This window comes from Solwaraspora sp. WMMD792 (assembly GCF_029626105.1).
GTDB lineage: Bacteria > Actinomycetota > Actinomycetes > Mycobacteriales > Micromonosporaceae > Micromonospora_E.
Map to the genome: position 1 here is coordinate 3338383 of NZ_JARUBH010000009.1, position 20747 is coordinate 3359129.

The 20747-nt window shown below is 73.1% G+C and carries 15 protein-coding genes and 1 pseudogene; 5 read left to right on the top strand and 11 right to left on the bottom strand.

Annotated features, from left to right (window positions below; genetic code table 11):
- Positions 1-68: 68 nt before the first annotated feature.
- The 3 genes from O7629_RS16095 to gltB form a co-directional block, all read right to left on the bottom strand.
- Positions 69-872, bottom strand: a complete 804-nt coding sequence (locus tag O7629_RS16095) for an SGNH/GDSL hydrolase family protein (RefSeq protein ID WP_278170142.1) — start codon at positions 870-872, stop codon at positions 69-71.
- Between the two features lie 314 nt (positions 873-1186).
- Positions 1187-2755, bottom strand: a complete 1569-nt coding sequence (locus tag O7629_RS16100; RefSeq protein WP_278170143.1) for a glutamate synthase subunit beta — start codon at positions 2753-2755, stop codon at positions 1187-1189.
- Entirely contained in the window at positions 2748-7367 is a 4620-nt protein-coding gene (gltB, locus tag O7629_RS16105) for a glutamate synthase large subunit (protein ID WP_278170144.1), read from the bottom strand. The genes O7629_RS16100 and gltB overlap by 8 nt, the downstream gene beginning before the upstream one ends.
- A 146-nt stretch (positions 7368-7513) precedes the next feature.
- Here gltB and O7629_RS16110 point away from each other — a divergent pair, with 146 nt between their 5' ends.
- Positions 7514-8572, top strand: a complete 1059-nt coding sequence (locus tag O7629_RS16110; protein WP_278170145.1) for a GNAT family N-acetyltransferase — start codon at positions 7514-7516, stop codon at positions 8570-8572.
- A gap of 46 nt (positions 8573-8618) precedes the next feature.
- On the opposite strand, the gene O7629_RS16115 is transcribed toward O7629_RS16110, so the two are convergent.
- The 5 genes from O7629_RS16115 to trpC form a co-directional block, all read right to left on the bottom strand.
- A complete protein-coding gene (locus tag O7629_RS16115) occupies positions 8619-9815 on the bottom strand; it encodes an NAD(P)/FAD-dependent oxidoreductase (protein WP_278170146.1) in 1197 nt (398 codons plus the stop codon).
- Positions 9816-9860: 45 nt separating this feature from the next.
- On the bottom strand, positions 9861-11141 hold the full coding sequence (gene lgt, locus O7629_RS16120; protein ID WP_278174551.1) for a prolipoprotein diacylglyceryl transferase: 1281 nt from the start codon (positions 11139-11141) through the stop codon (positions 9861-9863).
- 121 nt (positions 11142-11262) lie between these two features.
- A complete protein-coding gene (trpA, locus tag O7629_RS16125; protein WP_278170147.1) occupies positions 11263-12063 on the bottom strand; it encodes a tryptophan synthase subunit alpha in 801 nt (266 codons plus the stop codon).
- On the bottom strand, positions 12060-13343 hold the full coding sequence (gene trpB, locus O7629_RS16130) for a tryptophan synthase subunit beta (protein WP_278170148.1): 1284 nt from the start codon (positions 13341-13343) through the stop codon (positions 12060-12062). The genes trpA and trpB overlap by 4 nt, the downstream gene beginning before the upstream one ends.
- Positions 13340-14143: an indole-3-glycerol phosphate synthase TrpC gene (gene trpC, locus O7629_RS16135; protein ID WP_278174552.1), complete on the bottom strand. Its 804-nt coding sequence runs from the start codon at positions 14141-14143 to the stop codon at positions 13340-13342. The genes trpB and trpC overlap by 4 nt, the downstream gene beginning before the upstream one ends.
- A 435-nt stretch (positions 14144-14578) precedes the next feature.
- On the opposite strand from trpC, the pseudogene O7629_RS16140 reads away from it, so the two are divergent.
- Positions 14579-14806 (top strand): annotated as a pseudogene (locus O7629_RS16140) (hypothetical protein); the annotation flags it as partial.
- 67 nt (positions 14807-14873) lie between these two features.
- Here the strand turns inward: O7629_RS16140 and O7629_RS16145 are convergent.
- Genes O7629_RS16145 through hisI form a run of 3 tightly spaced genes read right to left on the bottom strand, consistent with a single transcriptional unit; the run spans position 14874 to position 17517 of the window.
- The gene (locus O7629_RS16145; RefSeq protein ID WP_278170149.1) at positions 14874-15521 is read right to left on the bottom strand and encodes a Trp biosynthesis-associated membrane protein; all 648 of its coding nucleotides are present in this window, start codon (positions 15519-15521) and stop codon (positions 14874-14876) included.
- A complete protein-coding gene (locus tag O7629_RS16150) occupies positions 15518-17074 on the bottom strand; it encodes an anthranilate synthase component I (protein ID WP_278170150.1) in 1557 nt (518 codons plus the stop codon). Before O7629_RS16150 ends, O7629_RS16145 begins: the two co-directional genes overlap by 4 nt.
- Complete coding sequence (gene hisI / locus O7629_RS16155) at positions 17071-17517, bottom strand: phosphoribosyl-AMP cyclohydrolase (protein WP_278170151.1); 447 nt, start codon at positions 17515-17517, stop codon at positions 17071-17073. The genes O7629_RS16150 and hisI overlap by 4 nt, the downstream gene beginning before the upstream one ends.
- A gap of 372 nt (positions 17518-17889) precedes the next feature.
- Between hisI and O7629_RS16160 the strand changes: the two genes are divergently transcribed.
- The 3 genes from O7629_RS16160 (at position 17890) to O7629_RS16170 (ending at position 20731) form a co-directional block, all read left to right on the top strand.
- Positions 17890-19131 carry a hypothetical protein gene (locus tag O7629_RS16160; RefSeq protein WP_278170152.1) on the top strand — a complete coding sequence of 414 codons (1242 nt, stop codon included), beginning with the start codon at positions 17890-17892 and terminating at the stop codon, positions 19129-19131.
- Between the two features lie 107 nt (positions 19132-19238).
- Positions 19239-19979: an ABC transporter ATP-binding protein gene (locus tag O7629_RS16165; RefSeq protein WP_278170153.1), complete on the top strand. Its 741-nt coding sequence runs from the start codon at positions 19239-19241 to the stop codon at positions 19977-19979.
- Positions 19976-20731: an ABC transporter permease gene (locus tag O7629_RS16170; RefSeq protein WP_278170154.1), complete on the top strand. Its 756-nt coding sequence runs from the start codon at positions 19976-19978 to the stop codon at positions 20729-20731. Before O7629_RS16165 ends, O7629_RS16170 begins: the two co-directional genes overlap by 4 nt.
- Positions 20732-20747: the final 16 nt, after the last annotated feature.

Consider the following 20747-nt stretch of genomic DNA (forward strand, 5'->3'; position numbering starts at 1 on the left):
CCCGGTCCCCGTGGTGCGGGCGGGGACCGGACCGCCAGGTACTCGGCTCCGTCAGGTACGCGGAGCCATCAGCCGGTGACCGTGTTGAGCGCGGCCAGGTATCCGTCGCGGTAGCCGGCGGCGTTCGGGTGGTACGCGGCGATCAGCGCGGAGAAGTCGTTGATCCACGGGCTGCCGGCGCAGACGCCGTGTCCGGCGAACTGCCCCCGGGTGTCCACGAAGGTGGCGCCGGCGGCCGACGCGCGGGCGGCGGTGACGTCGGCGAGCAGGTCCGCCGCGTCGTTGATGATGGACCGTTTGGTCAGGCTCATGCTGAACAGGCCGCAGTAGCGGGTCTCGTCGAACAGTCGCGGGTAGCCGAGCACGATCAGCTGCGCGTTCGGTGCCCGTTGCCGGATCGCGGCGTAGGTGGCGTCGAGTCGGCCGGGCAGTTCGGTGGTGGCGTACCGCTCGGCCCGGTCGACCGCGCTGGCACAGGCGGATTCGCCGCCCAGCCGGCAGTTGAGCACGACGTCGACGAATCCGGCGTCGTTGCCACCGATGGTGATGGTGACCATCGTGGTGCCGGCGTCGAGTGCGGACAGTTGGTCGTCGAGCACGTCGTCGGTGACCGCGCCGCCGCAGGCGACGAAGCGGAAGCTGGCCGGTGAGTTGGCCGCCGCCCACAGCGGCGCGTACGAGCGGTCGCTGCGCAGGCAGGTCGTCTCGTAGGGGCCGGCGCCGACGCCGGACGAGAACGAGTCGCCGAGGGCGACGTAGTGCACGGCAGGGGCGGCCTGCGCCGGGGCGGTGGCCGCGACGACGCCGACGCCGGTGGCGCCGAGGGTGACGGCCAGCGCGAGGGCGGCGCGGGCCAGGGGACGGAGGGGCATGGACGGACCTCACAAGGATGGGGGGATCCTCGTGGCCGCGCGCGTGGCCGTGGGGAGTAACGGTTGTTACTAGCCGGTAATGCTATCGAAACATCTGCATCCCCGAAAGAGGTACACAGCGGCGACCCCGATCCCTCCGGTGGGGCCCCGGGCACCTGTGCCGTTCAGCCTTGATGCCACAGGTGCATCTTGATGCACCTGTGGCATCAAGGCTGCCGAGTGAGTCTCACCCGGGCAGGCTACTCAGAGTCACCGAGATCACCGCAGGCTTGAACGCGTCGACGAAGTCCACGCCAGCAACGGGCAGCGCTGGGTCAGCGGGCGGCGAGCGGTTGCGCCGTCGGCACCACCGGTGCCGGCAACTCCCCCACCCCACCGAGGTACGAGTGGATGGCGGCAGCCGCCGCTCGTCCCTCGGCGATCGCCCACACGATCAGCGACGCCCCCCGGTGCATGTCACCGGCGACGAAGACCCCCTTGGTGGCGGTCTGCCAGTCACCGTCGGAGTCGATCGCCCCGCGCCGGTTACGGACCAGCCGCAGCTGCTCCAGCAGCGGCTGCTGCTCGGTGCCCTCGAACCCGATCGCCAGCAGCACCAGGTCCGCCGGCAGTTCCCGCTCGGTGCCCGGCACCACGGTCAGGATCCGCTCGCCGTCACGCTTGGTAACCGTCACCTCGGCGATCCGCACCGCACGTACCGCACCGGTGCCGTCGTCGACGAACTCCTGCACCGCGACGGCGAAGACCCGCTCGCCGCCCTCCTCGTGCGCCGGGTACTCGCGCAGCACCCACGGCCAGGTTGGCCACGGATCCCGGGCCTCGTCGCGGGCGCTCGGCGGCTCCGGGTAGAGGTCCAGCTGGTACACCCCGGCCGCACCCTGCCGGTGCGCCACCCCGAGGCAGTCGGCGGCGGTGTCACCACCGCCGATGATCACCACATGCCGGCCGGCCGCGTCGATCGCCGGCCGGTCCACCGGTACGCCGTCCACGTGCGACGACCCGGCGTCGGATGGCGGCTCGACGGCCACCACCCCGGCCGCCTCGGCCGTGCGGGCGTGCGCCGCCGCGGCCGCCACCACCCGGTTCGACTCGACCAGGTGCTCCATCGCCAGGTGCACCCCGCGCAGCGCCCGGCCCGGCGTCGCCGGGGTGTCCCGGCCGGCCAGCGCCCCGCAGGCCAGCAGCACCGCGTCGTGGTCGGCGCGCAGCTGCTCGGCGGTCACGTCGACGCCGACGTTCACCCCGGTGCGGAACTGCACGCCCTCGGCCGCCAACTGGGCCAACCGCAGGTCGATGTGCTCCTTCTCCAACTTGAAGTCGGGGATGCCGTACCGCATCAGGCCACCGATGGCGTCGTCGCGCTCGAAGACGGTGACCGCGTGCCCGGCGCGGGCCAGCTGCTGGGCGGCGGCCAGCCCGGCCGGGCCGGAGCCGACCACCGCGACCCGCCGGCCGGACGGCTCCGGCACCGGATGCGGGGTGACCAGGCCGGCGCCGACCGCCCGGTTGATGATCTCCACCTCGACCTGCTTGATGGTGACCGGCGCGCCGCCGGCGATACCCAGCACGCAGGCCGCCTCGCAGGGCGCCGGGCAGAGCCGGCCGGTGAACTCCGGGAAGTTGTTGGTGGCGTGCAGCGACTCGATCGCCGCCGCCCAGCCACCGGTACGGACCAGGTCGTTCCAGTCCGGGATCCGGTTGCCCAGCGGGCAGCCGTCGTGGCAGAACGGGATGCCGCAGTCCATGCAGCGGGTCGCCTGCTCGCGGATCAGCTCGTCGGTGGCCGGCGGGTAGACCTCCCGCCAGTCCATGATCCGCACCGGCACGGGTCGGCGTTGCGGCAGCCGCCGGTCGATCCGCAGGAATCCGGTCGGGTCAGGCACGAGCCACCTCCATGACGGCCTCATCCACGTCACGGCCGGCGGCTTCGGCGGCCCTCATCGTCTCCAGCACCCGTCGGTAGTCGCGCGGGACCACCACGGTGAACTCCTCCACCGCCTCCGGCCAGCGCTTGAGCAGCGCCTCGGCCACCGCCGAGTCGGTCTCGGCGAAGTGCCGCTCGACCAGCTCACGCAGCATCGGCTCGGCGTCGGCGGCCACCGGCTCCAGATCCACCAGCTCCCGGTTGACCAGGTTCTCGTCGAGGCGCCACAGGTACGCCGTACCGCCGGACATGCCGGCGGCGAAGTTACGCCCGGTCGGGCCGAGCACGACGACCGTACCGCCGGTCATGTACTCGCAGCCGTGGTCGCCGACGCCCTCGACGACGGTGACCGCACCGGAGTTGCGCACCGCGAACCGTTCGCCGACCCGCCCGCGCAGGAACAGCTCACCGGCGGTCGCTCCGTACAGGATGGTGTTGCCAGCGATGATCTGCTCCTCGGCGCCGGCGCCACCGGGCGCGGCGAACGGGGCCGCCGGGTCCGGGCGGACGATCAGCCGGCCGCCGGACAGGCCCTTGCCGACGTAGTCGTTGGCGTCGCCGACCAGCCGCAGCGTCACCCCGCGCGGCAGGAACGCACCGAACGACTGCCCGGCGGTACCGGTCAGGGTGAACTCGATGGTGTCGTCGGGCAGCCCGGCCCCGCCGACCCGGCGGGTCACCTCGCCGCCGAGCATCGCGCCGACGCTGCGGTGCTCGTTGCGTACCGCCACCGACGCCCGCACCGGGGTCCGCTCGGTCAACGCCGGCCCGGCCAGGGTGATCAGCTCGTTGTCCAGCGCCTTGTCCAGACCGTGGTCCTGGGCGCGGACGCCGCGCAGCGCCGCACCGGCCGGCAGCGCCGGCACGTGCAGCACCGCGGACAGGTCCAGGCCCTTGGCCTTCCAGTGCTCCACGGCCGGCGCGGTGTCCAGCAGGTCGGCCCGGCCGATCGCCTCGTCGATCGACCGGAAGCCCAGCTCGGCCAGGTAGCCGCGGACCTCCTCGGCGAGGAACAGGAAGAAGTTCTCCACGAACTCCGGCTTGCCGGTGAAGCGTTCCCGCAGCACCGGGTTCTGGGTGGCGATGCCGACCGGGCAGGTGTCCAGGTGGCAGACGCGCATCATCACGCAGCCGGAGACGATCAGCGGAGCGGTGGCGAAGCCGTACTCCTCGGCGCCGAGCAGCGCCGCGATCAGCACGTCCCGGCCGGTCTTGAGCTGGCCGTCGACCTGGACGGTGACCCGGTCGCGCAGCTTGTTCAGCAGCAGCGTCTGCTGGGTCTCGGCCAGGCCCAGCTCCCACGGGGTGCCGGCGTGCTTGAGCGAGTTCAGCGGGGACGCACCGGTGCCGCCGTCGTGCCCGGAGATCAGGATGACGTCGGCCTTGAGCTTGGCGACGCCGGCGGCGACGGTGCCGACGCCGATCTCGCTGACCAGCTTGACGTGCACCCGGGCGGCCGGGTTGACGCACTTGAGGTCGTGCACCAGCTGGGCGAGGTCCTCGATCGAGTAGATGTCGTGGTGCGGCGGCGGGGAGATCAGCCCGACGCCGGGGGTGGCGTGGCGGGTCTTGGCGATCCACGGCCACACCTTGTTGCCGGGCAGCTGGCCGCCCTCACCCGGCTTGGCCCCCTGCGCCATCTTGATCTGCAGGTCGTCGGCGTTGACCAGGTATTCGCTGGTCACGCCGAACCGGCCGGAGGCGATCTGCTTGACCGCCGAGCGGCGGGCCGGGTCGTAGAGCCGGTCGACGTCCTCGCCGCCCTCGCCGGTGTTGGACCGCCCGCCGAGGCGGTTCATCGCGATGGCGAGGGTCTCGTGCGACTCGGCGGAGATCGACCCGTAGCTCATGGCGCCGGTGGAGAACCGCTTGACGATCTCGCTGGCCGGTTCGACCTCGTCGATCGGCACCGGCTCGCGGACCCCGTCGCGCAGGGTGAACAGCCCGCGCAGCGAGCCGGCCTCGGCGGCCAGGCCGTCGACGGTGGCGGTGTAGCGGCGGAACACGTCGTACTGCCCGGAGCGGGTGGCGTGCTGCAGCAGGAACACAGTCTCCGGGTTGAACAGGTGCAGCTCACCTTCACGCCGCCACTGGTACTCGCCGCCGACGTCGAGGCGGCGGTGCGAGCGTTCGGCGCTGTTCGACGGGTACGCGCGGTCGTGCCGGGCGGCGACCTCGGCGTGGATGCCGGACAGCCCGACCCCGCCGACGGTGCCCGGGGTGCCGGCGAAGTAGCGCTCGACCAGCCGGGGGTCCAGGCCGACCGCTTCGAAGACCTGGGCCCCGCAGTACGAGGAGACCGTCGAGATGCCCATCTTCGACATGATCTTGAGCACGCCCTTGCCGAGCGCCTTGACGTAGTTGCGGATCGCCTCGGTGGAGGTGATGCCGGGCAGCGCGCCGGTGGCGATCAGGTCCTCGACCGACTCGAAGGCCAGGTACGGGTTGACCGCGGCGGCACCGTAGCCGATCAGCACGGCGGCGTGGTGCACCTCGCGGCAGTCGCCGGACTCGACGAGCAGCGCCACCTGGGTGCGGGTCTGCTCGCGCACCAGGTGCTGGTGCACGGCGGCGGTGAGCAGCAGCGACGGGATCGGCGCCAGGTCGACGGTCGAGTCCCGGTCCGACAGGACGAAGATCCGTACGCCGTCCTCGATCGCCTCGGACACGTGCCGGCAGATCTCGGTCAGCCGGGCCTTGATCCCGTCGGCGCCGTCACGCAGCGGGTACAGGCCGGAGACCCGGACCGCCTTGAAGCCGGGCAGATCGCCGTCCTCGTCGATGGACAGGATCTTGGCCAGCTCGTCGTTGTCGATGATCGGGTACGGCAGCACGATCTGCCGGCAGGACGCCGGACCCGGGTCGAGCAGGTTGGCCTCCGGGCCGATGGTCGACTGCAGGCTGGTCACCATCTCCTCCCGGATGGCGTCCAACGGCGGGTTGGTGACCTGGGCGAACAGCTGGTGGAAGTAGTCGAACAGCAGCCGGGGCCGGGTGGACAGCGGCGAGATCGGGGTGTCGGTGCCCATCGACCCGATCGGCTCGATGCCCTTGCGGGCCATCGGCGCGATCAGGATCTTCAGCTCCTCCTCGGTGTAGCCGAAGGTCTGCTGGCGGCGCTGCACCGAGTCGTGCGCGTAGACGATGTGGTCCCGCTCCGGCAGATCCCGCAGGTCGATCAGGCCGGCGTGCAGCCAGTCCCCGTACGGGTGGGCGGCGGCCAGCTCGGCCTTGATCTCCTCGTCTTCGACGATGCGCCCGGCGGCGGTGTCGACCAGGAACATCCGGCCCGGCCGCAGCCGGCCCTTGGCGACCACGGTCGCCGGGTCGAGGTCGAGCACGCCGGCTTCGCTGCCCAGCACCACCAGGCCGTCGCTGGTGCGCCACCAGCGGCCCGGCCGCAGCCCGTTGCGGTCCAGCACCGCACCGACCAGCTCACCGTCGGTGAAGGCGACCGAGGCCGGGCCGTCCCACGGCTCCATCAGGCTGGCGTGGAAGCGGTAGAAGTCACGCTTCGCCGGCTCCATCCCGGGGTCGTTCTCCCAGGCCTCCGGGATCATCATCAGGACGGCGTGCGGCAGGCTGCGTCCGGCCAGGTGCAGCAGTTCGAGGACCTCGTCGAAGTTGGCCGAGTCGGACGCCTGCGGGGTGCAGACCGGGAACAGCCGGCGGATGTTGCCGGGGATGTCCGGGGTGGCGAGCAGCGCCTCGCGGGCGTTCATCCAGTTCTTGTTGCCCCGGATCGTGTTGATCTCGCCGTTGTGCGCGATGAACCGGTACGGGTGCGACAGCGGCCAGGACGGGAACGTGTTGGTGGAGAACCGGGAGTGCACCAGGGCGATCGCGCTGGCCACCCGCTCGTCGCGCAGGTCGGGGTAGAACTCGGGCAGCTGGTCGGGGGTGAGCATGCCCTTGTAGACCATGGTCCGGCCGGACAGCGACGGGAAGTAGGCGGTCACGCCGCGCTCGGCGCTCTCCCGCTCGGCCTGCTTGCGTACGCAGAACGCCACCCGGTCCAGGTCCAGCCCGGCCAACGGGGTGCCGGCCGGGCCGGCAGCCGAGTCGGTCAGCCGCTGCGCGGACAGGAAGAGCTGCGCGATCCGGGGGCGGGCGGCGTCGGCGGTCTCGCCGAGCCCGTCCGGCTGCACCGGCACGTCCCGCCAGCCGAGCACGTCGGCGCCCTCGACCAGGGCGTACTTTTCGACGATCCGGCGGACCCGGGCCTCGTCGGCCGGGTCGGCGGGCAGGAACACCAGGCCGGTGGCGTACTGCCCGGCCGGCGGCAGGTCGAAGTCGACGACGGCCCGCAGGAACGCGTCCGGGACCTGGATCATGATGCCGGCGCCATCACCGGTGTTCTGCTCCGCACCCCGCGCACCACGGTGGTCGAGCCGGCACAGCGCGGCCAGGCCCTTGGCCACCACGTCGTGCGAGCGGCGGCCGTTGAGGTCCGCCACGAAAGAGACACCACACGCGTCGTGCTCGTGGGCGGGGTCGTAGAGACCCTGCGCCGGCGGCTGGGATGCCTGCGGCGGGCAGGGGTGCGGTCCCTGCGGGTACGGAAGAACCACCGGGCCTCCTGTCGTCACTCGCGCATGAACAGATTTCGGGACGACGTCGGCCCTGGAGAGTTTTCTGAGTCTACGTGAGGGGCCACCGGACATCACCAGTGCGAATTGATCACACGTCCATTGTATGGGACGTGTAGTCTCACAAGGTGGCCAACCAGGAGAACGAACTCCTCGGCCGGCTGGACCGGTTCTGCGATGCCGTACCGCGTGCTGCCGCCCGCCCCGAAGAGCTGGGTGACTATGTACTTTTCGTGCGGAATGGGGAGGCGGGTTGGCCGTTCTACGCCCGCCCCCGGGTAGGCGTGACCGCGCCGCCGGCCGCCGCCGACATCACCACCGTACGCGCCCGACAACGCGAACTGGGCCTTCCCGAGTCCTTCGAATGGATCCACGAGATCAACCCGGACCTGCTGGCGGTGGCCCGGTCGGCCGGGCTCGGCGTGCGGCAGGCACCGCTGATGGTGCTCGACCCGACCGCTCTGCCCCCGGTTGACCGGTTCGCCGACCGGCCGGTACGGCTGCTCGACCCGGACTCACCCGACTTCGCGGCCGATCTCACCACCTGGTTCACCATCGCCCAGGCCGCGTTCGCCCCGTCCGACGGCACCGGCACCGGACTGCCGACCGTCGGCGCCGACACCCCCGAGATTGTTACAGTGACATTTCCCACTGTCGACAATGGCGGTCCCGGCGGCGGTGCGCCGGACCTGACCGGGCAGCCCGCGCCGGCATCCGGCGGGCTCGCCACCGCCGCCCCGGCAGCCCCACCGGACAGCATCGAACCGCTGGCCACGACGGCCCCGGCGGCCTCACCTGTCGCGGCGGCGGCCGCCGACCCGGTCCTGCCGGACACCCTGGTCGACCACGAACGGTCGGCGATCGCCGCCGGCAGCCACACCATCGCCCTGGCCGGGCTGCCCTCGGCTGAGCTGCCCGCTGGCGGGCAGCCGGCCGCCGTCGGATCGCTCAACCGGGTCGACGACGTCGCCGAGATCGTCGGCGTCGGCACCGTGGCGCCGGCCCGCCGCCAGGGCCTGGCGTCTGCTATCACCGCCGCGCTGGCCCGGCACGCGCTCGCCGCCGGCGTCGACCTGATCTTCCTGGCCGCCGGCGACGACGACGTGGCGATGCTCTACCACCGACTCGGCTTCCGCCGAGTGGGCACCTCCTGCATCGCCGAGCCCACCGCCCACCCCGGCGGCTGACCGGCCCACTCGCCGCCGACGACCGGCCCGGTCAGCCGGGCGACAGTCAGGACGGCGGCGGCTGCCACTGCGCTGCGGTGGCGGCCACACTGCCCATCAGGCGAGGGCTGATCGTGCCGAGCGTGGCGTCCCGGGCCCGCAGCGCCAGCCGGCCCCGCGCCGACAGCACCGCCGCCATCCGCCGGGTCTGGCGCACCATCGCCACCGCCCGCGGCCGGCGCAACCGGCTGTACGAGTCGACCGCCGCGGCCAGCGCCGGCCCCGGCACGGTGTCCCGGACCAGGGCGCACAGCGTCGCCGCGTCCTCGAACGCCAGGCACGCGCCCTGCCCGAGATGATGCGGCATCGCGTGCGCCGCGTCACCGAGCAGCACCACACCGCCCGGCCCGACCGGAAACCCGTACGCCGGGGGCAGCGGCCGCAGCTCGCGGACCTCCTGCTGGACCAGGTCGGCCGGCTCGGTGGCGGCGAGCAGCTCGCCCACCGGGGCCGGCCAGCCGGCGAACCAGCGGCGCAGCAGGGTCAGCTGGGTCGCCGGCGGCTCCGGGCGGGAGGCCCCGGCGGCGGTCGCCACCCAGTAGATGCCGCCCCGACTGGAGCCGCCGGCCGAACCCCGTTCACCCAACGACGCCGAGACGAACCGGTAGCCGGCGCCGAGTATCTCGCCGCCGACCTGGCCGGCGGCCAGCTGCGGTGCCCGGTACCAGGGAATCACCGCCCGCCAGGCCGAGCACCCGGAGCTGACCACCGAACTGCCCGGGGCCAACGCCGGACGCAGCGCGCTGTGCACGCCGTCCGCCGCCACCACCAGATCGGCCTCGACGACGCCCCGGCCGATGGTCACCGCCGGCCGGTCCACCGCCGGTCGCAGGCCCTTCACGGTCACCCCGGTGCGGATCTCGGCCTGCTCGCCGAGACCGGCGATCAACGCGTCGTGCAGATCCTCCCGGTGCACCACCACCGGGGCCCGATCCTCCGGCTGCGGCCGGGGCTGCACCAGCCACTGCCCGTCGGGGCGGCGTACCCCGGTGTGCGACACCGGGGTGGCGATCGCCTCCAGCCCGGCGCCGAGGCCCAACGCCCGCAACGCGCGGACACCGTTGGGCCAGAGCACCAGGGCGGTGCCGTCGGACCGGACCCGGTCCTCACGTTCCAGCAAGGTGACCCGCCAACCGGTGCGGGCCAGGGCACCGGCGACCGCCAGACCGCCGATGCCCGCCCCCACCACGACCGCAGTACGCATCCCGCCCCCTCTTCCCCCGGTCGGTCGGCGCCCGCCGACCGGCGGTCAGCTTCCGGTCTTGCCGGTGCCGGTGCCGGCTCCGGTCTCGGCGTCGGTCTTGGCGTCGGTCTTGGCGTCGGCGTCGGCTCCGGTCTCGGTGCCGGTCTTGGCGTCGGCGTCGGTCTCGGCGACATCGTCGTCGGCAGCGTCCGCGCCGGGATCGGTGGTGCTGCCGGTGTCGGTGGTGCTGCCGGTGTCGGTTCCGGCGGTGGTCTCGGCCGGCAGCTCACCGGTGCTCTCGTACCGCCGGAACTGTTCCTCGGTGACCACTCGGTAGCCGGCGGCCAACTCGGCGGTGGGTTTCTTGCCCGAGACGTCGACCTGGGACACCCCACCGGTTGCCCCGGACCCGGCCGCCCCGCTTTCGGTCGGCTCGGCGGTGCCCGACCCGGCGTCGGTCGAACCGCCGTCGGCCGGGGTCGACGCGCCGACAGGCGGCAACGGCCGGCCCTCGGCGTCCAACGGGACGAGGAACTGCTGCGGGCCGCGTACCCGGACGAGATAGACCAGCGCGCCGAGGAAGATCAGCACCGAGGTGAACACGTTGACCCGCACGCCGAAGAACTCGTTCGCGGGATCGGTACGCATGATCTCGATCCAGAACCGGCCGGCGGTGTAGCCCGCCACGTACACCGCGAAGGCCCGACCGGCACCGAGCTTCCAGCGGCGTTCGGCGAGCAGCACCAGCGCGGCGACACCGACGTTCCAGATCGCCTCGTACAGGAAGGTCGGATGGTAGAGCCCCGGCTCCAGCACCGGGTTGCCCTCCGGGTCGCGCAGCGCCTGACCGGGGTTGCTGCGGTCCATCTGGTGCACCTGCAGGCCCCACGGCAACGTGGTCGGGCCGCCGTACAGCTCGTTGTTGAACCAGTTGCCGAACCGGCCGACGGCCTGGGCGAGCGGCAGGCCGGGGGCGAGCGCGTCGGCGACCACGCTGAGCGGGATGCCCAGTTGGCGGGCGGCCAGCCAGGCACCGACCGCGCCACCGGCGACGGCGCCCCAGATACCGAGACCGCCCTGCCAGATGTAGAACGCCTCGATCGGGTTGCCGTTGGCGCCGAAGTACGCCTGCGGCGAGGAGATGACGTGATAGAGCCGGGCACCGAGGATGCCGAACGGCACCGCCCAGATGGCGATGTCCAGCACCGCCCACGGCCGGACCCCGCGCTGGCGGAGCCGGTACTCGGTGACCGCGCTGGCCACCACGATGCCGAGGACTATGCAGAGCGCGTACGCCCGGATGGGAATTGGACCAAGTTGCCAGACAGCGGTGGCCGGGCTGGGGATCGCGGCGAGTGTCACGGGTGCACACGCTACCGTCGTGACCCCCGAACCAGGGACCCCCGGTCGCCAGCGTCAGGCGTGTCGCCGGCTCACCGGGACACCGCACCGGGTCGCCCGACCCGCTTCACCGGGTCACCGCGCGTACGCCGGCGGCGAGCTCACCGCTGAGCGAACGCAGTGCGGCCAGCCCGGCGGGCAGATCGGCCGCGTCCAGCAGGCACCGGATCAACGCGCTGCCGACGATCACTCCGTCGGCGAACGAACCGACCTCGGCCGCCTGGGTGCCGTTGCCCACCCCGAGACCGACGCCGACCGGCAGGTCGGTGACCTGGCGCAGCCGGCCGACCAGGGTCGGTGCCGCGCCGGAGGACTGCTCGCGGGCCCCGGTGACACCCATCAGCGCGGTGGCGTAGACGAAACCCCGGCAGTGCCGCACGGTCATCGCCAGCCGGGCGTCGGTCGACGACGGCGAGACGAGGAAGGTCCGGTCCAGGCCGTACGCGTCCGAGGCGGCCAGCCACTCGTCCGCCTCGTCCGGGATCAGGTCCGGGGTGATCAGCCCGGTGCCGCCGGCCGCTGCCAGGTCGCGGGCGAAGGCGTCCACGCCGTACCGCTCGATCGGGTTCCAGTAGGTCATGGTGACCACCGGCGCGCCGGTCGCGGCGACCGCCTCGATGATCCGCAGCGCGTCGGCGGTGCGGACCCCGCCGGCCAGGGCGATGTCGCTGGCCCGCTGGATCACCGGGCCGTCCATCACCGGGTCGGAGTAGGGCAGCTCGACCTCGATGACGTCGACTCCGGCGTCGACCATCGCCCGCATCGCGACGATGCTGTCGTCGACGCTGGGGAAGCCGGCCGGCATGCAGCCGACCAGCACGGCGCGGCCCTCGGCCCGGGCCTTGTCGAACGCCACCGAGATGCTCATCGGTCCTGCCCGTCGAGTCGGTCCTGCCCGTCGAGGATGCCGAAGTAGGCGCCGGCGGTGTGCACGTCCTTGTCGCCGCGGCCGGAGAGGTTGACCACGATGGTCGGCTCGCGCCCCAGCTCGGCGGTGAGTTCCGGGATGATCCGCAGGGTGCCGGCGAGCGCGTGTGCGCTCTCGATCGCCGGGATGATCCCCTCGGTGCGGCAGAGCAGCTGGAACGCCGCCATCGCCTCGGCGTCGGTGACCGGCTGGTAGCGGGCCCGGCCGACGTCGTGCAGCCAGGCGTGCTCCGGACCGACCGCCGGGTAGTCCAGGCCGGCCGAGATCGAGTGCGAGTCCAGGGTCTGCCCGTCGGCGTCCTGCAGCAGGTAGGTGCGGGCCCCGTGCAGCACCCCGGACGCCCCGCCGGTGATGCTGGCCGCGTGCCGGCCGGTGGCCACCCCGTCGCCGCCGGCCTCGAAGCCGTACAGCCGGACCTGGTCGTCGCCGACGAAGGCGTGGAAGATGCCGATGGCGTTGGAGCCGCCGCCGACGCAGGCGGTGACCGCGTCCGGGAGCGCGCCGAGGCTGTCCAGGCACTGCTGGCGGGCCTCGTCGCCGATGCCGCGCACGAAGTCACGGACCATCGCCGGGAACGGGTGCGGCCCGGCGGCGGTGCCGATCAGGTAGTGGGTGTGGTCGACGCTGGCCACCCAGTCGCGCAGCGCCTCGTTGAGCGCGTCCTTGAGGGTGCGCGACCCGTTGGTCACCGGCACCACGGTGGCGCCGAGCATCCGCATCCGGGCCACGTTGAGCGCCTGCCGTTCGGTGTCCACCTCGCCCATGTAGACCACGCATTCGAGGTCCAGCAGGGCGGCGGCGGTGGCGCTGGCCACCCCGTGCTGCCCGGCGCCGGTCTCGGCGATGATCCGGGGCTTGCCCATCCGCCGGGTCAGCAACGCCTGGCCGAGCACGTTGCGCACCTTGTGCGCGCCGGTGTGGTTGAGGTCCTCCCGCTTGAGCAGCACCGTCGCGCCGACCTGCGCGGACAGCCGCTCGGCCCGGTAGAGCAGCGACGGGGTGCCGGCGTAGTCGCGCAGCAGCCGGTCGAAGTCGGCCCGGAAGCCGTCGTCGGCCATCGCCTGCCGGTACGCGACGTCCAGCTCGTCGAGGGCGGCGATCAGCGCTTCGGGCACGAACCGCCCGCCGTACCGGCCGAAGTGGCCGGTGTCGTCGGGCAGCGCGGCGGGCCGCGCACCGGTGCCGGGCGCGTCGACGCCGGTGGCGTTCGGGGCGCTCATCGGACCGGCCTCGGCGTCGCCGGATGGTTGCCGGCGTTGACCAGCTCGGCGACCGCGTCCCGGGGGCTCTTCTGGGTCACCAGGCCCTCACCGACCAGGACGGCGTCGGCGCCGGCCGACGCGTACCGGATCAGGTCGTGCGGCCCGCGCACCCCCGACTCGGCGATCTTGACGACGCTGTTCGGCAGCCCTGGCGCGATCCGCTCGAACACCGACCGGTCCACCTCCAGGGTGCGCAGGTCACGGGCGTTGACCCCGATGACCTGGGCACCGGCTTCGAGGGCCCGGTCGGCCTCCTCCTCGGTGTGCACCTCGACCAGCGCGGTCATGCCCAGCGACTCGATCCGCTCCAGCAGACCGACCAGCACGTTCTGCTCCAACGCGACCACCATCAGCAGGACCAGGTCGGCGCCGTAGGCGCGGGCCTCGTGCACCTGGTAGCTGGAGACGATGAAGTCCTTGCGCAGCACCGGCACGTCGACGGCGGCCCGTACGGCGGTGAGGTCGTCCAGTGAGCCGCCGAACCAGCGCTGCTCGGTCAGCACGCTGATGCAGCGGGCGCCACCGGCGGCGTACTCCGAGGCAAGGTCGGCCGGGTCCGGGATGTCGGCCAGCGCACCCTTCGACGGCGAGGCCCGCTTGACCTCGGCGATCACCCCGACCCCGGGCTTGCGCAGCGCTGCGCAGGCGTCGATCGGTGGTGGCGCGGCGGCGGCGAGCTCACGGATCCGGCTCAGCGGGACCAGCCCTTCGCGGCGTTGAACCTCGGCTCGGACGCCGGCGATGATCTCGTCGAGCACTCCGAGCGCCGGCGCCGACGGTCCGGCGCTGTCCTCCTGGTCAGCAGTCACCAACGGACTCCCCTCTCCGGGTGTCATGCGCCCGATGCTAGGTGGCGGCGCAGGTGAGCTGGAGTCGGGGGTATGGCGCGCCTCACCATCTGGGCTGGGGCATAATGCCCATCTTTTGTGAGAAGAGCATCACCCACCGTGCCAACGGCTCCCAGCGGGCCGGGCCACCCGGGCAGCACCGGATCCCATCGACGCTGATCATATCGTGTCGGCGGTGCCGGCTCCGCTGTGGTGCAGATCAACACCGGCGGTACGGGTGCCACCCGCCCCGTTGGGCGATAGTTGACCTGCGGGTCACCGCCGTGAAACAGCCTCCGGTCAGCATGGGGTTCGGGCAGACTGGTCGGCGGTAGCCGCCGGCCGCGCAACCACCTGGGGGACGCCATGAGCAGCACACCACGGGACGCCAACGTCGACCTGATCGCCATCCCCCGGGCCGTGGTCTCGCTGGCCGCCGAGGTCGTGCATACCATGGAACGCGCCGTGATCGGCGATCACCGGGTACGTACCGCCAAGGGCAATGCCTGGGAGGCGATCTGCGCCGACCGGGCCCGTGCCCACCAGCGGGACGAGATCCGCCGGCTGGTGGCCACGCTCACCGCCGCCCGGTCCGTCGAGGTATCCGACGCCGCTGATGAGCCAACCGCCATCGCTGAAGCCGCCACCGCTACCGCAGCCGTCACCGGTCGGCGCCCGGGTCGTCGTCGGTCGGGTCCTCGCCCCGGTCCAGAGCGTTCCACGCGTCCAGCGTCGACCGGCTAGACCGGCCGCCCAGACCGGCCGCCCGGCCGTCGGCGCCCGGACCGGACCCGTCAGCACCGGACCCGCCGCCACCGGGCCGGCTTCGCTCGTACCGGGCGCCCATCGCCGGCCAGTGCCGGGAGCGCAGCGCGGCGACCGACCCACCGGCGGCGAGCAGCACCGCACCGACCACCGTCGCCGCCGGCCACTGCGGAGCCGACACGGTGCTGTCCGTCGTCGGACCGGCCGGACCGGCGCCAGTGAGCAGCACCATCAGCCCACCGGCCGCCATCGCCACGCCGAGGGCCGCGAGCAGCGCGCCGACCAGCCGCCGGGCCAGCCCTCGGGTGGCCAGCACCGCGCCGGTGCCGGCCAGTCCGACCAGAGCGACCGCCGGCAGCCACGGCAGCACGTCGGCACCGGTGCGGGCCACCTCGACGGCCGGCAGCGGCGCCGGGCGCCCGGTCACCTCGACCGCCCAGTCCCGCCCGGCGGCGTACAGCACCAGGCCGGCACCGGCCAGACAGGTGACGACGGCGCCGGCCAACGCCCGCCCCGGCGCGGCCGACAGGCCGGGGCCGGTCACCGGGCCGGACGCAGCGTCTCGGCGGCGGCGATCGCCACCAGCACCGCCGCCGCCTTGCTCTGCGTCTCCCGTTCCTCGGCGGCCGGGTCCGAGTCCGCCACGATCCCCGCACCGGCCTGCACGTAGGCGCGGCCGCCACGGATCAGCGCGGTCCGGATCGCGATCGCCATGTCCAGGTCGCCGCCGAACCCGAAGTAGCCGACGGTGCCGCCGTACAGGCCACGGCGGGTCGGCTCCAGCTCCTCGATGATCTCCATCGCCCGGACCTTCGGCGCACCGGACAGGGTGCCGGCCGGAAAGGTAGCCGCCAGGGCGTCGAACGCGGTCCGGTCCTCGCGCAGCTCGCCCACCACCGTCGACACGATGTGCATCACGTGGCTGTACCGCTCGACGGTGGCGAACTCGGGCACCTCGACGGTGCCCGGCCGGCAGACCCGGCCGAGGTCGTTGCGGCCCAGGTCGACCAGCATCACATGCTCGGCCCGTTCCTTCGGGTCGTTGAGCAGCTCGGTGGCGAGGGCGGCGTCGGCCTGCGGGGTGGCCCCCCGCCGCCGGGTGCCGGCGATCGGGTGCAGCATCGCCCGCCGGGTGCCGCCGGTGGTGACGGTGACCTTGAGGTGCGCCTCCGGTGACGAGCCCACCACGTCGAAGTCGTCGAACCGCAACAGGTACATGTACGGGCTGGGGTTGGTCGCCCGCAGCACCCGGTAGACGTCCAGCGGGTCGGCGGAGGTGTCCCGCTCGAACCGCTGGGCCAGCACGATCTGGAAGCACTCGCCGGCCCGGATCGCCTCCTTGGCCTCCTCGACGGCCTTGGGGTACGCGCCCGCGGCGGTGCGGCTACGGGCCGCCGGCCCGGGCGCACCGGGCGCGTCCATCATCGACACCATCGGTGGGTTGGGCCGGGACAGGGCGGTGGTCATCGCGTCGAGCCGGCCGATCGCGTGGTGGTAGGCGGCTGCCGCGGTGACCGGGTCGGCCGCCGCCGGCAGGACCGCGTTGGCGACCAGGATCGCCGTACCGTCGAAGTGGTCGAGCACCACCAGGTCGGTGGCGAGCAGCAACCCGAACTCGGGCAGCGCGAGATCGTCCTCGGTGTGCTCGGGGATCCGTTCCAGCCGGCGGACGAAGTCGTAGCTGAGGTAGCCGACCAGGCCGCCGGTCAGCGGCGGCAGGCCGCCGACCGGGTCGGTGTCCGGGGGCGGCCCGGTCAACGCGGCGACGGTCGCCCGCAGCACCTCGACCGGGTCACCTTCGGTGGGCACCCCGTCGGGCGGCTCACCGAGCCAGTGCGCACCGCCACCGGACTCGGTCAGCGTCGCCGCGCTGCGTACCCCGATGAACGAGTAGCGCGACCAGGCGGTACCGGCCGACCCGGCGCCCTGTTCGGCGGACTCCAGCAGGAAGGTGCCGGGTCCGCCGGCGAGCTTGCGGTACACCCCGACCGGGGTCTCGCCGTCGGCCAGCAGCCGCCGGGTCACCGGCACCACCCGGCGCTGCCCGGCCAGGGTCTGAAAGGTCGGCTCGTCCGGGCTGACCGTACCGGTGATCATCGATCCTCCTGGGGGTCGGTGATGGTGCCGGTCACCGGCAGCTCGTCGAAGAAACAGTTGGCGGCCCCGGTGTGGCAGGCGGCACCGACCTGCTCGACCGTGACCAGCACCGCGTCGCCGTCGCAGTCCAGCCGCACCGACCGCACGTACTGGTGGTGCCCGGAGGTGGCACCCTTGACCCAGTATTCCTGCCGGCTGCGCGACCAGTAGGTGGCCCGCCCGGTGGTGAGGGTGCGGTGCAGCGCCTCGTCGTCCATCCACGCCATCATCAGCACCTCGCCGGTGCCGTGCCGCTGCACGACGGCGGCGATCAGCCCGTCGGCGGAGCGGCGCAGCCGGGCCGCGACGGCCGGATCGAGCGCGGAGCGCCGTGGCGGGTCGCCGGGCGTGGGCCGCCGGGCGGTGGTCGGTGGGCCGGCTGCCGGTTCATCTGGTACGGACACAGTGCCCGATTGTTCCGTACGCCCGGACCGCCGTGGCGCGGCGTCCGGCATGCGGTGTCGTGAGCCCGACAGCGGTCGGCCGGAATCGACGGTTCGGGGGCTGTGCCGGTGCGGCATCAGGAGTACCTTGGCGGTGCGCCGCCACGGTCCAGGTCTGCGGGCACACCCACTGCTCGGCGGACCCCGGCCCCGGTGCCCGCCGATCGCACCTTCCGCTCAGGTTCCATGCCTGAGCCGGTGATGTGTGTCCGCCGGGCCTGTCGGCCGCGGCCGGCGCAGCGAGTCGGCGCACCACCCAGCACCACGCCCGTGCGGACGGCTCCGGTCACCCCGGGACCGGGTCGCCCCGCCGAAGCGGACGGAGGATCAGCAATGCAGCCCACCCCCACCCCTGCGCACGCCGGGCCGGTGAAGCCGGACGAGACCGGCACAGGTCCGGGTCCCGTGCACGGCACTCCCGTACCGACGCCCCGACCCGCCCTCGACGACAATCCGATCAACGAGGCGACGACGGAGATCCCGATGATCGTGCCGAAGCCGGCCCACCGCAACGGCCCGAGCCCGTTGCCGCCGATCGCCACGCAACTGCTCGGCGGCGACGGCGAGGCGGCCGGCGACTCGACTGACGACGACCGGGACGGGCCGGCTGCCGCAACGGCGCCGGCCCAGGGCGTCCCGCCGACACCGGCGGCCGGCCAGGCGCAAGGCCAGGCGGACGACGGCCAGTCGGCAGGGCAACGGGCGGAGACCGACGCCGAACCGGCCGGGGAGGATTCCGGGCCGGTCGACCAGGACGCCGCAGCCGACGACCAAGACGCCGCAGCCGACGACCAGGACGTCACAGCCGACGACCAGGACGGGAACGGCGACGGGGATCCGACCGCTGGCCCGGCCGTCGCGGCCGACAAGCCGGTCGACACCGATGTTCCGGCGGACCAGACGGTCGAGCCCGATGAGACGGCCCAGCCGGACAAGACGGTCGAGCCGGATGAGACGGTCGAGGCGGACCGGCCGGCCGCCGCGGCGACGGACCCGGATGACGACGAGCGGTCGGGACCGACAGCCGAGACGGACGACGACCCGGCCGAGGACGAGGAGACCGTCACCGCGCACGGCGACGCCGGTGATCTGTTCTACGCCGCAGACGACGGCTTCGACGACGAGGACGAGGACGACGAGTTCGACGACGATGAGGACGACGAGGACTTCGGCGAAGATCCGGAGGCCGACGAGGAGGAGCGGGCTGCCATGCTGACCACAGTGGAGGAGTCGACCGGGCCGGCGGCCGGGCACGACGACCAGCCGGCAGTGGCCCGGCCGGCGAGACCGGGCGACGTGACGCTGCCACCGATCACCATCTGGACCGAGGACGCCGCCGACGAGCTGCGCGACGAGTGGCACGAGATCAAGGCCCGGTTCGTCGACGAACCGGAGGTCGCCCTGGCGCAGGCTCAGTCGCTGGTCGGGCACACCGTCCGTACGCTGGCCGAGCGGCTGCTGGCCGAGCAGGTCGAACTCGACCCGCACCGGCACAGCGAGACGCCGGACACCGAGTCGATGCGGATGGCGTTGCGGCAGTACCGGGAGTTCCTGGACCGGCTGCTGGCGATCTGACCGCTGCGGGCGGGGCGGTCCGTTCCCGCCCCGCCCGGCCAGTCGACCTGCCGAGATAATTCATCTATCGTTGAGTTCTACAGCTGATGAGTTATCCGGAGGCAGCCATGGACCCTGTCGTCGAGGTCACCGACCTCGTGGTCGACCGCGGCCGGCGCCGCGTGCTGCACGGCATCTCGTGCACCGTGGGCAGCGGCAGCGTCACCGGCCTACTCGGCCCGAGCGGCAGCGGTAAGAGCACCCTGATGCGGGCGGTCGTCGGCGTGCAGACCGTCCGGTCCGGACAGGTCCGGGTGTTCGGCCGACCGGCCGGGGCACCGCAGCTGCGGCGTACCGTCGGGTATCTGACCCAGGCGCCCAGCGTCTACGCCGACCTCACGGTCCGGGAGAACGCCCGGTACTTCGCCGCGCTGTACGGCCTGCCGGCGGCCGACGCCGACCGGGCCGTGGCGGACGTCGGCCTGGCGGCCGCCGCCGGGCAGCTGGTCGCCGACCTGTCCGGCGGACAGCGCAGCCGCGCCTCGCTGGCCTGCGCGCTGGTCGGCCGCCCCGAACTGGTCGTGCTCGACGAGCCGACCGTCGGCCAGGACCCGGTGCTGCGGGCCGAGCTGTGGGCCCGGTTCCACGCCCTCGCCGCCGCCGGCACCACCCTGCTGGTCTCCAGCCACGTGATGGACGAGGCCGGCCGGTGCGACCGGCTGCTGCTGATCCGCGACGGGCGGCTGGTCGCCGACGACACCCCGGCGGCGGTGCGCGCCGCCGCCGGCACCGACGACCTGGACGAGGCCTTCCTGCGGCTGATCCGGGACCGCCAGCCGACCGAACCGAGCCGAGGAGCAGACCGGTGAACCCGAGAATCCTGGCCGCCACCGTCGGCCGCGTGCTGCGCCAGCTGCGCCACGACCGGCGCACCGTCGCGCTGCTGGTCGTCGTACCGGCGCTGCTGCTGACCCTGCTCTACTACATGTACGGCGACCAGCCGGCCACCGGCGGGCAGCCGGCGCTGTTCGACCGGGTCGCCCTGGTCATGCTCGGCGTCTTCCCGTTCGTGATCATGTTCCTGGTGACCAGCATCGCGATGCTGCGCGAACGCACCAGCGGCACCCTGGAACGGCTGCTCACCACCCCGCTGGGCAAGCTGGATCTACTGTTCGGCTACGGCATCGCGTTCGGGCTCGCGGCGGCTGTGCAGGCCACCGTGGCCAGCGCTGTGGCGTACTGGCTGTTCGACCTGTCCACCGCCGGCAGCCCGGCGCTGGTGATCGCGATAGCGGTGCTCGACGCGCTGCTCGGGGTGGCGCTCGGCCTACTGTGCAGCGCCTTCGCCCGCACCGAGTTCCAGGCCGTACAGTTCATGCCGGTGGTGGTGATCCCACAGCTGCTGCTCTGCGGCCTGTTCGTCGCCCGCGACGAGATGGCCGGCTGGCTGGAGGCGGTCAGCAACGTCCTGCCGCTGTCCTACGCCGTGTCGGCGTTGACCGAGGTCGGGGCGAGTCCGGAGCCGACCGCGACGCTCTGGCGTGACCTGACCGTGGTCGCCGGGGCGGTGGTGGCCGCGTTGGTGCTCGCCGCCGCGACGCTGCGCCGCCGCAGCGGCTGAACCCGACGCGACAGGA

Bases quoted from the DNA above. Each gene is read 5' to 3' on its own strand.
- O7629_RS16160 (WP_278170152.1), top strand. From the start codon at position 17,890: ATGCAGCCCACCCCCACCCCTGCGCACGCCGGGCCGGTGAAGCCGGAC.
- O7629_RS16115 (WP_278170146.1), bottom strand. From the start codon at position 9,815: ATGCGTACTGCGGTCGTGGTGGGGGCGGGCATCGGCGGTCTGGCGGTC.
- O7629_RS16150 (WP_278170150.1), bottom strand. From the start codon at position 17,074: ATGATCACCGGTACGGTCAGCCCGGACGAGCCGACCTTTCAGACCCTG.
- O7629_RS16165 (WP_278170153.1), top strand. From the start codon at position 19,239: ATGGACCCTGTCGTCGAGGTCACCGACCTCGTGGTCGACCGCGGCCGG.
- trpA (WP_278170147.1), bottom strand. From the start codon at position 12,063: ATGAGCATCTCGGTGGCGTTCGACAAGGCCCGGGCCGAGGGCCGCGCC.
- O7629_RS16095 (WP_278170142.1), bottom strand. From the start codon at position 872: ATGCCCCTCCGTCCCCTGGCCCGCGCCGCCCTCGCGCTGGCCGTCACC.
- trpB (WP_278170148.1), bottom strand. From the start codon at position 13,343: ATGAGCGCCCCGAACGCCACCGGCGTCGACGCGCCCGGCACCGGTGCG.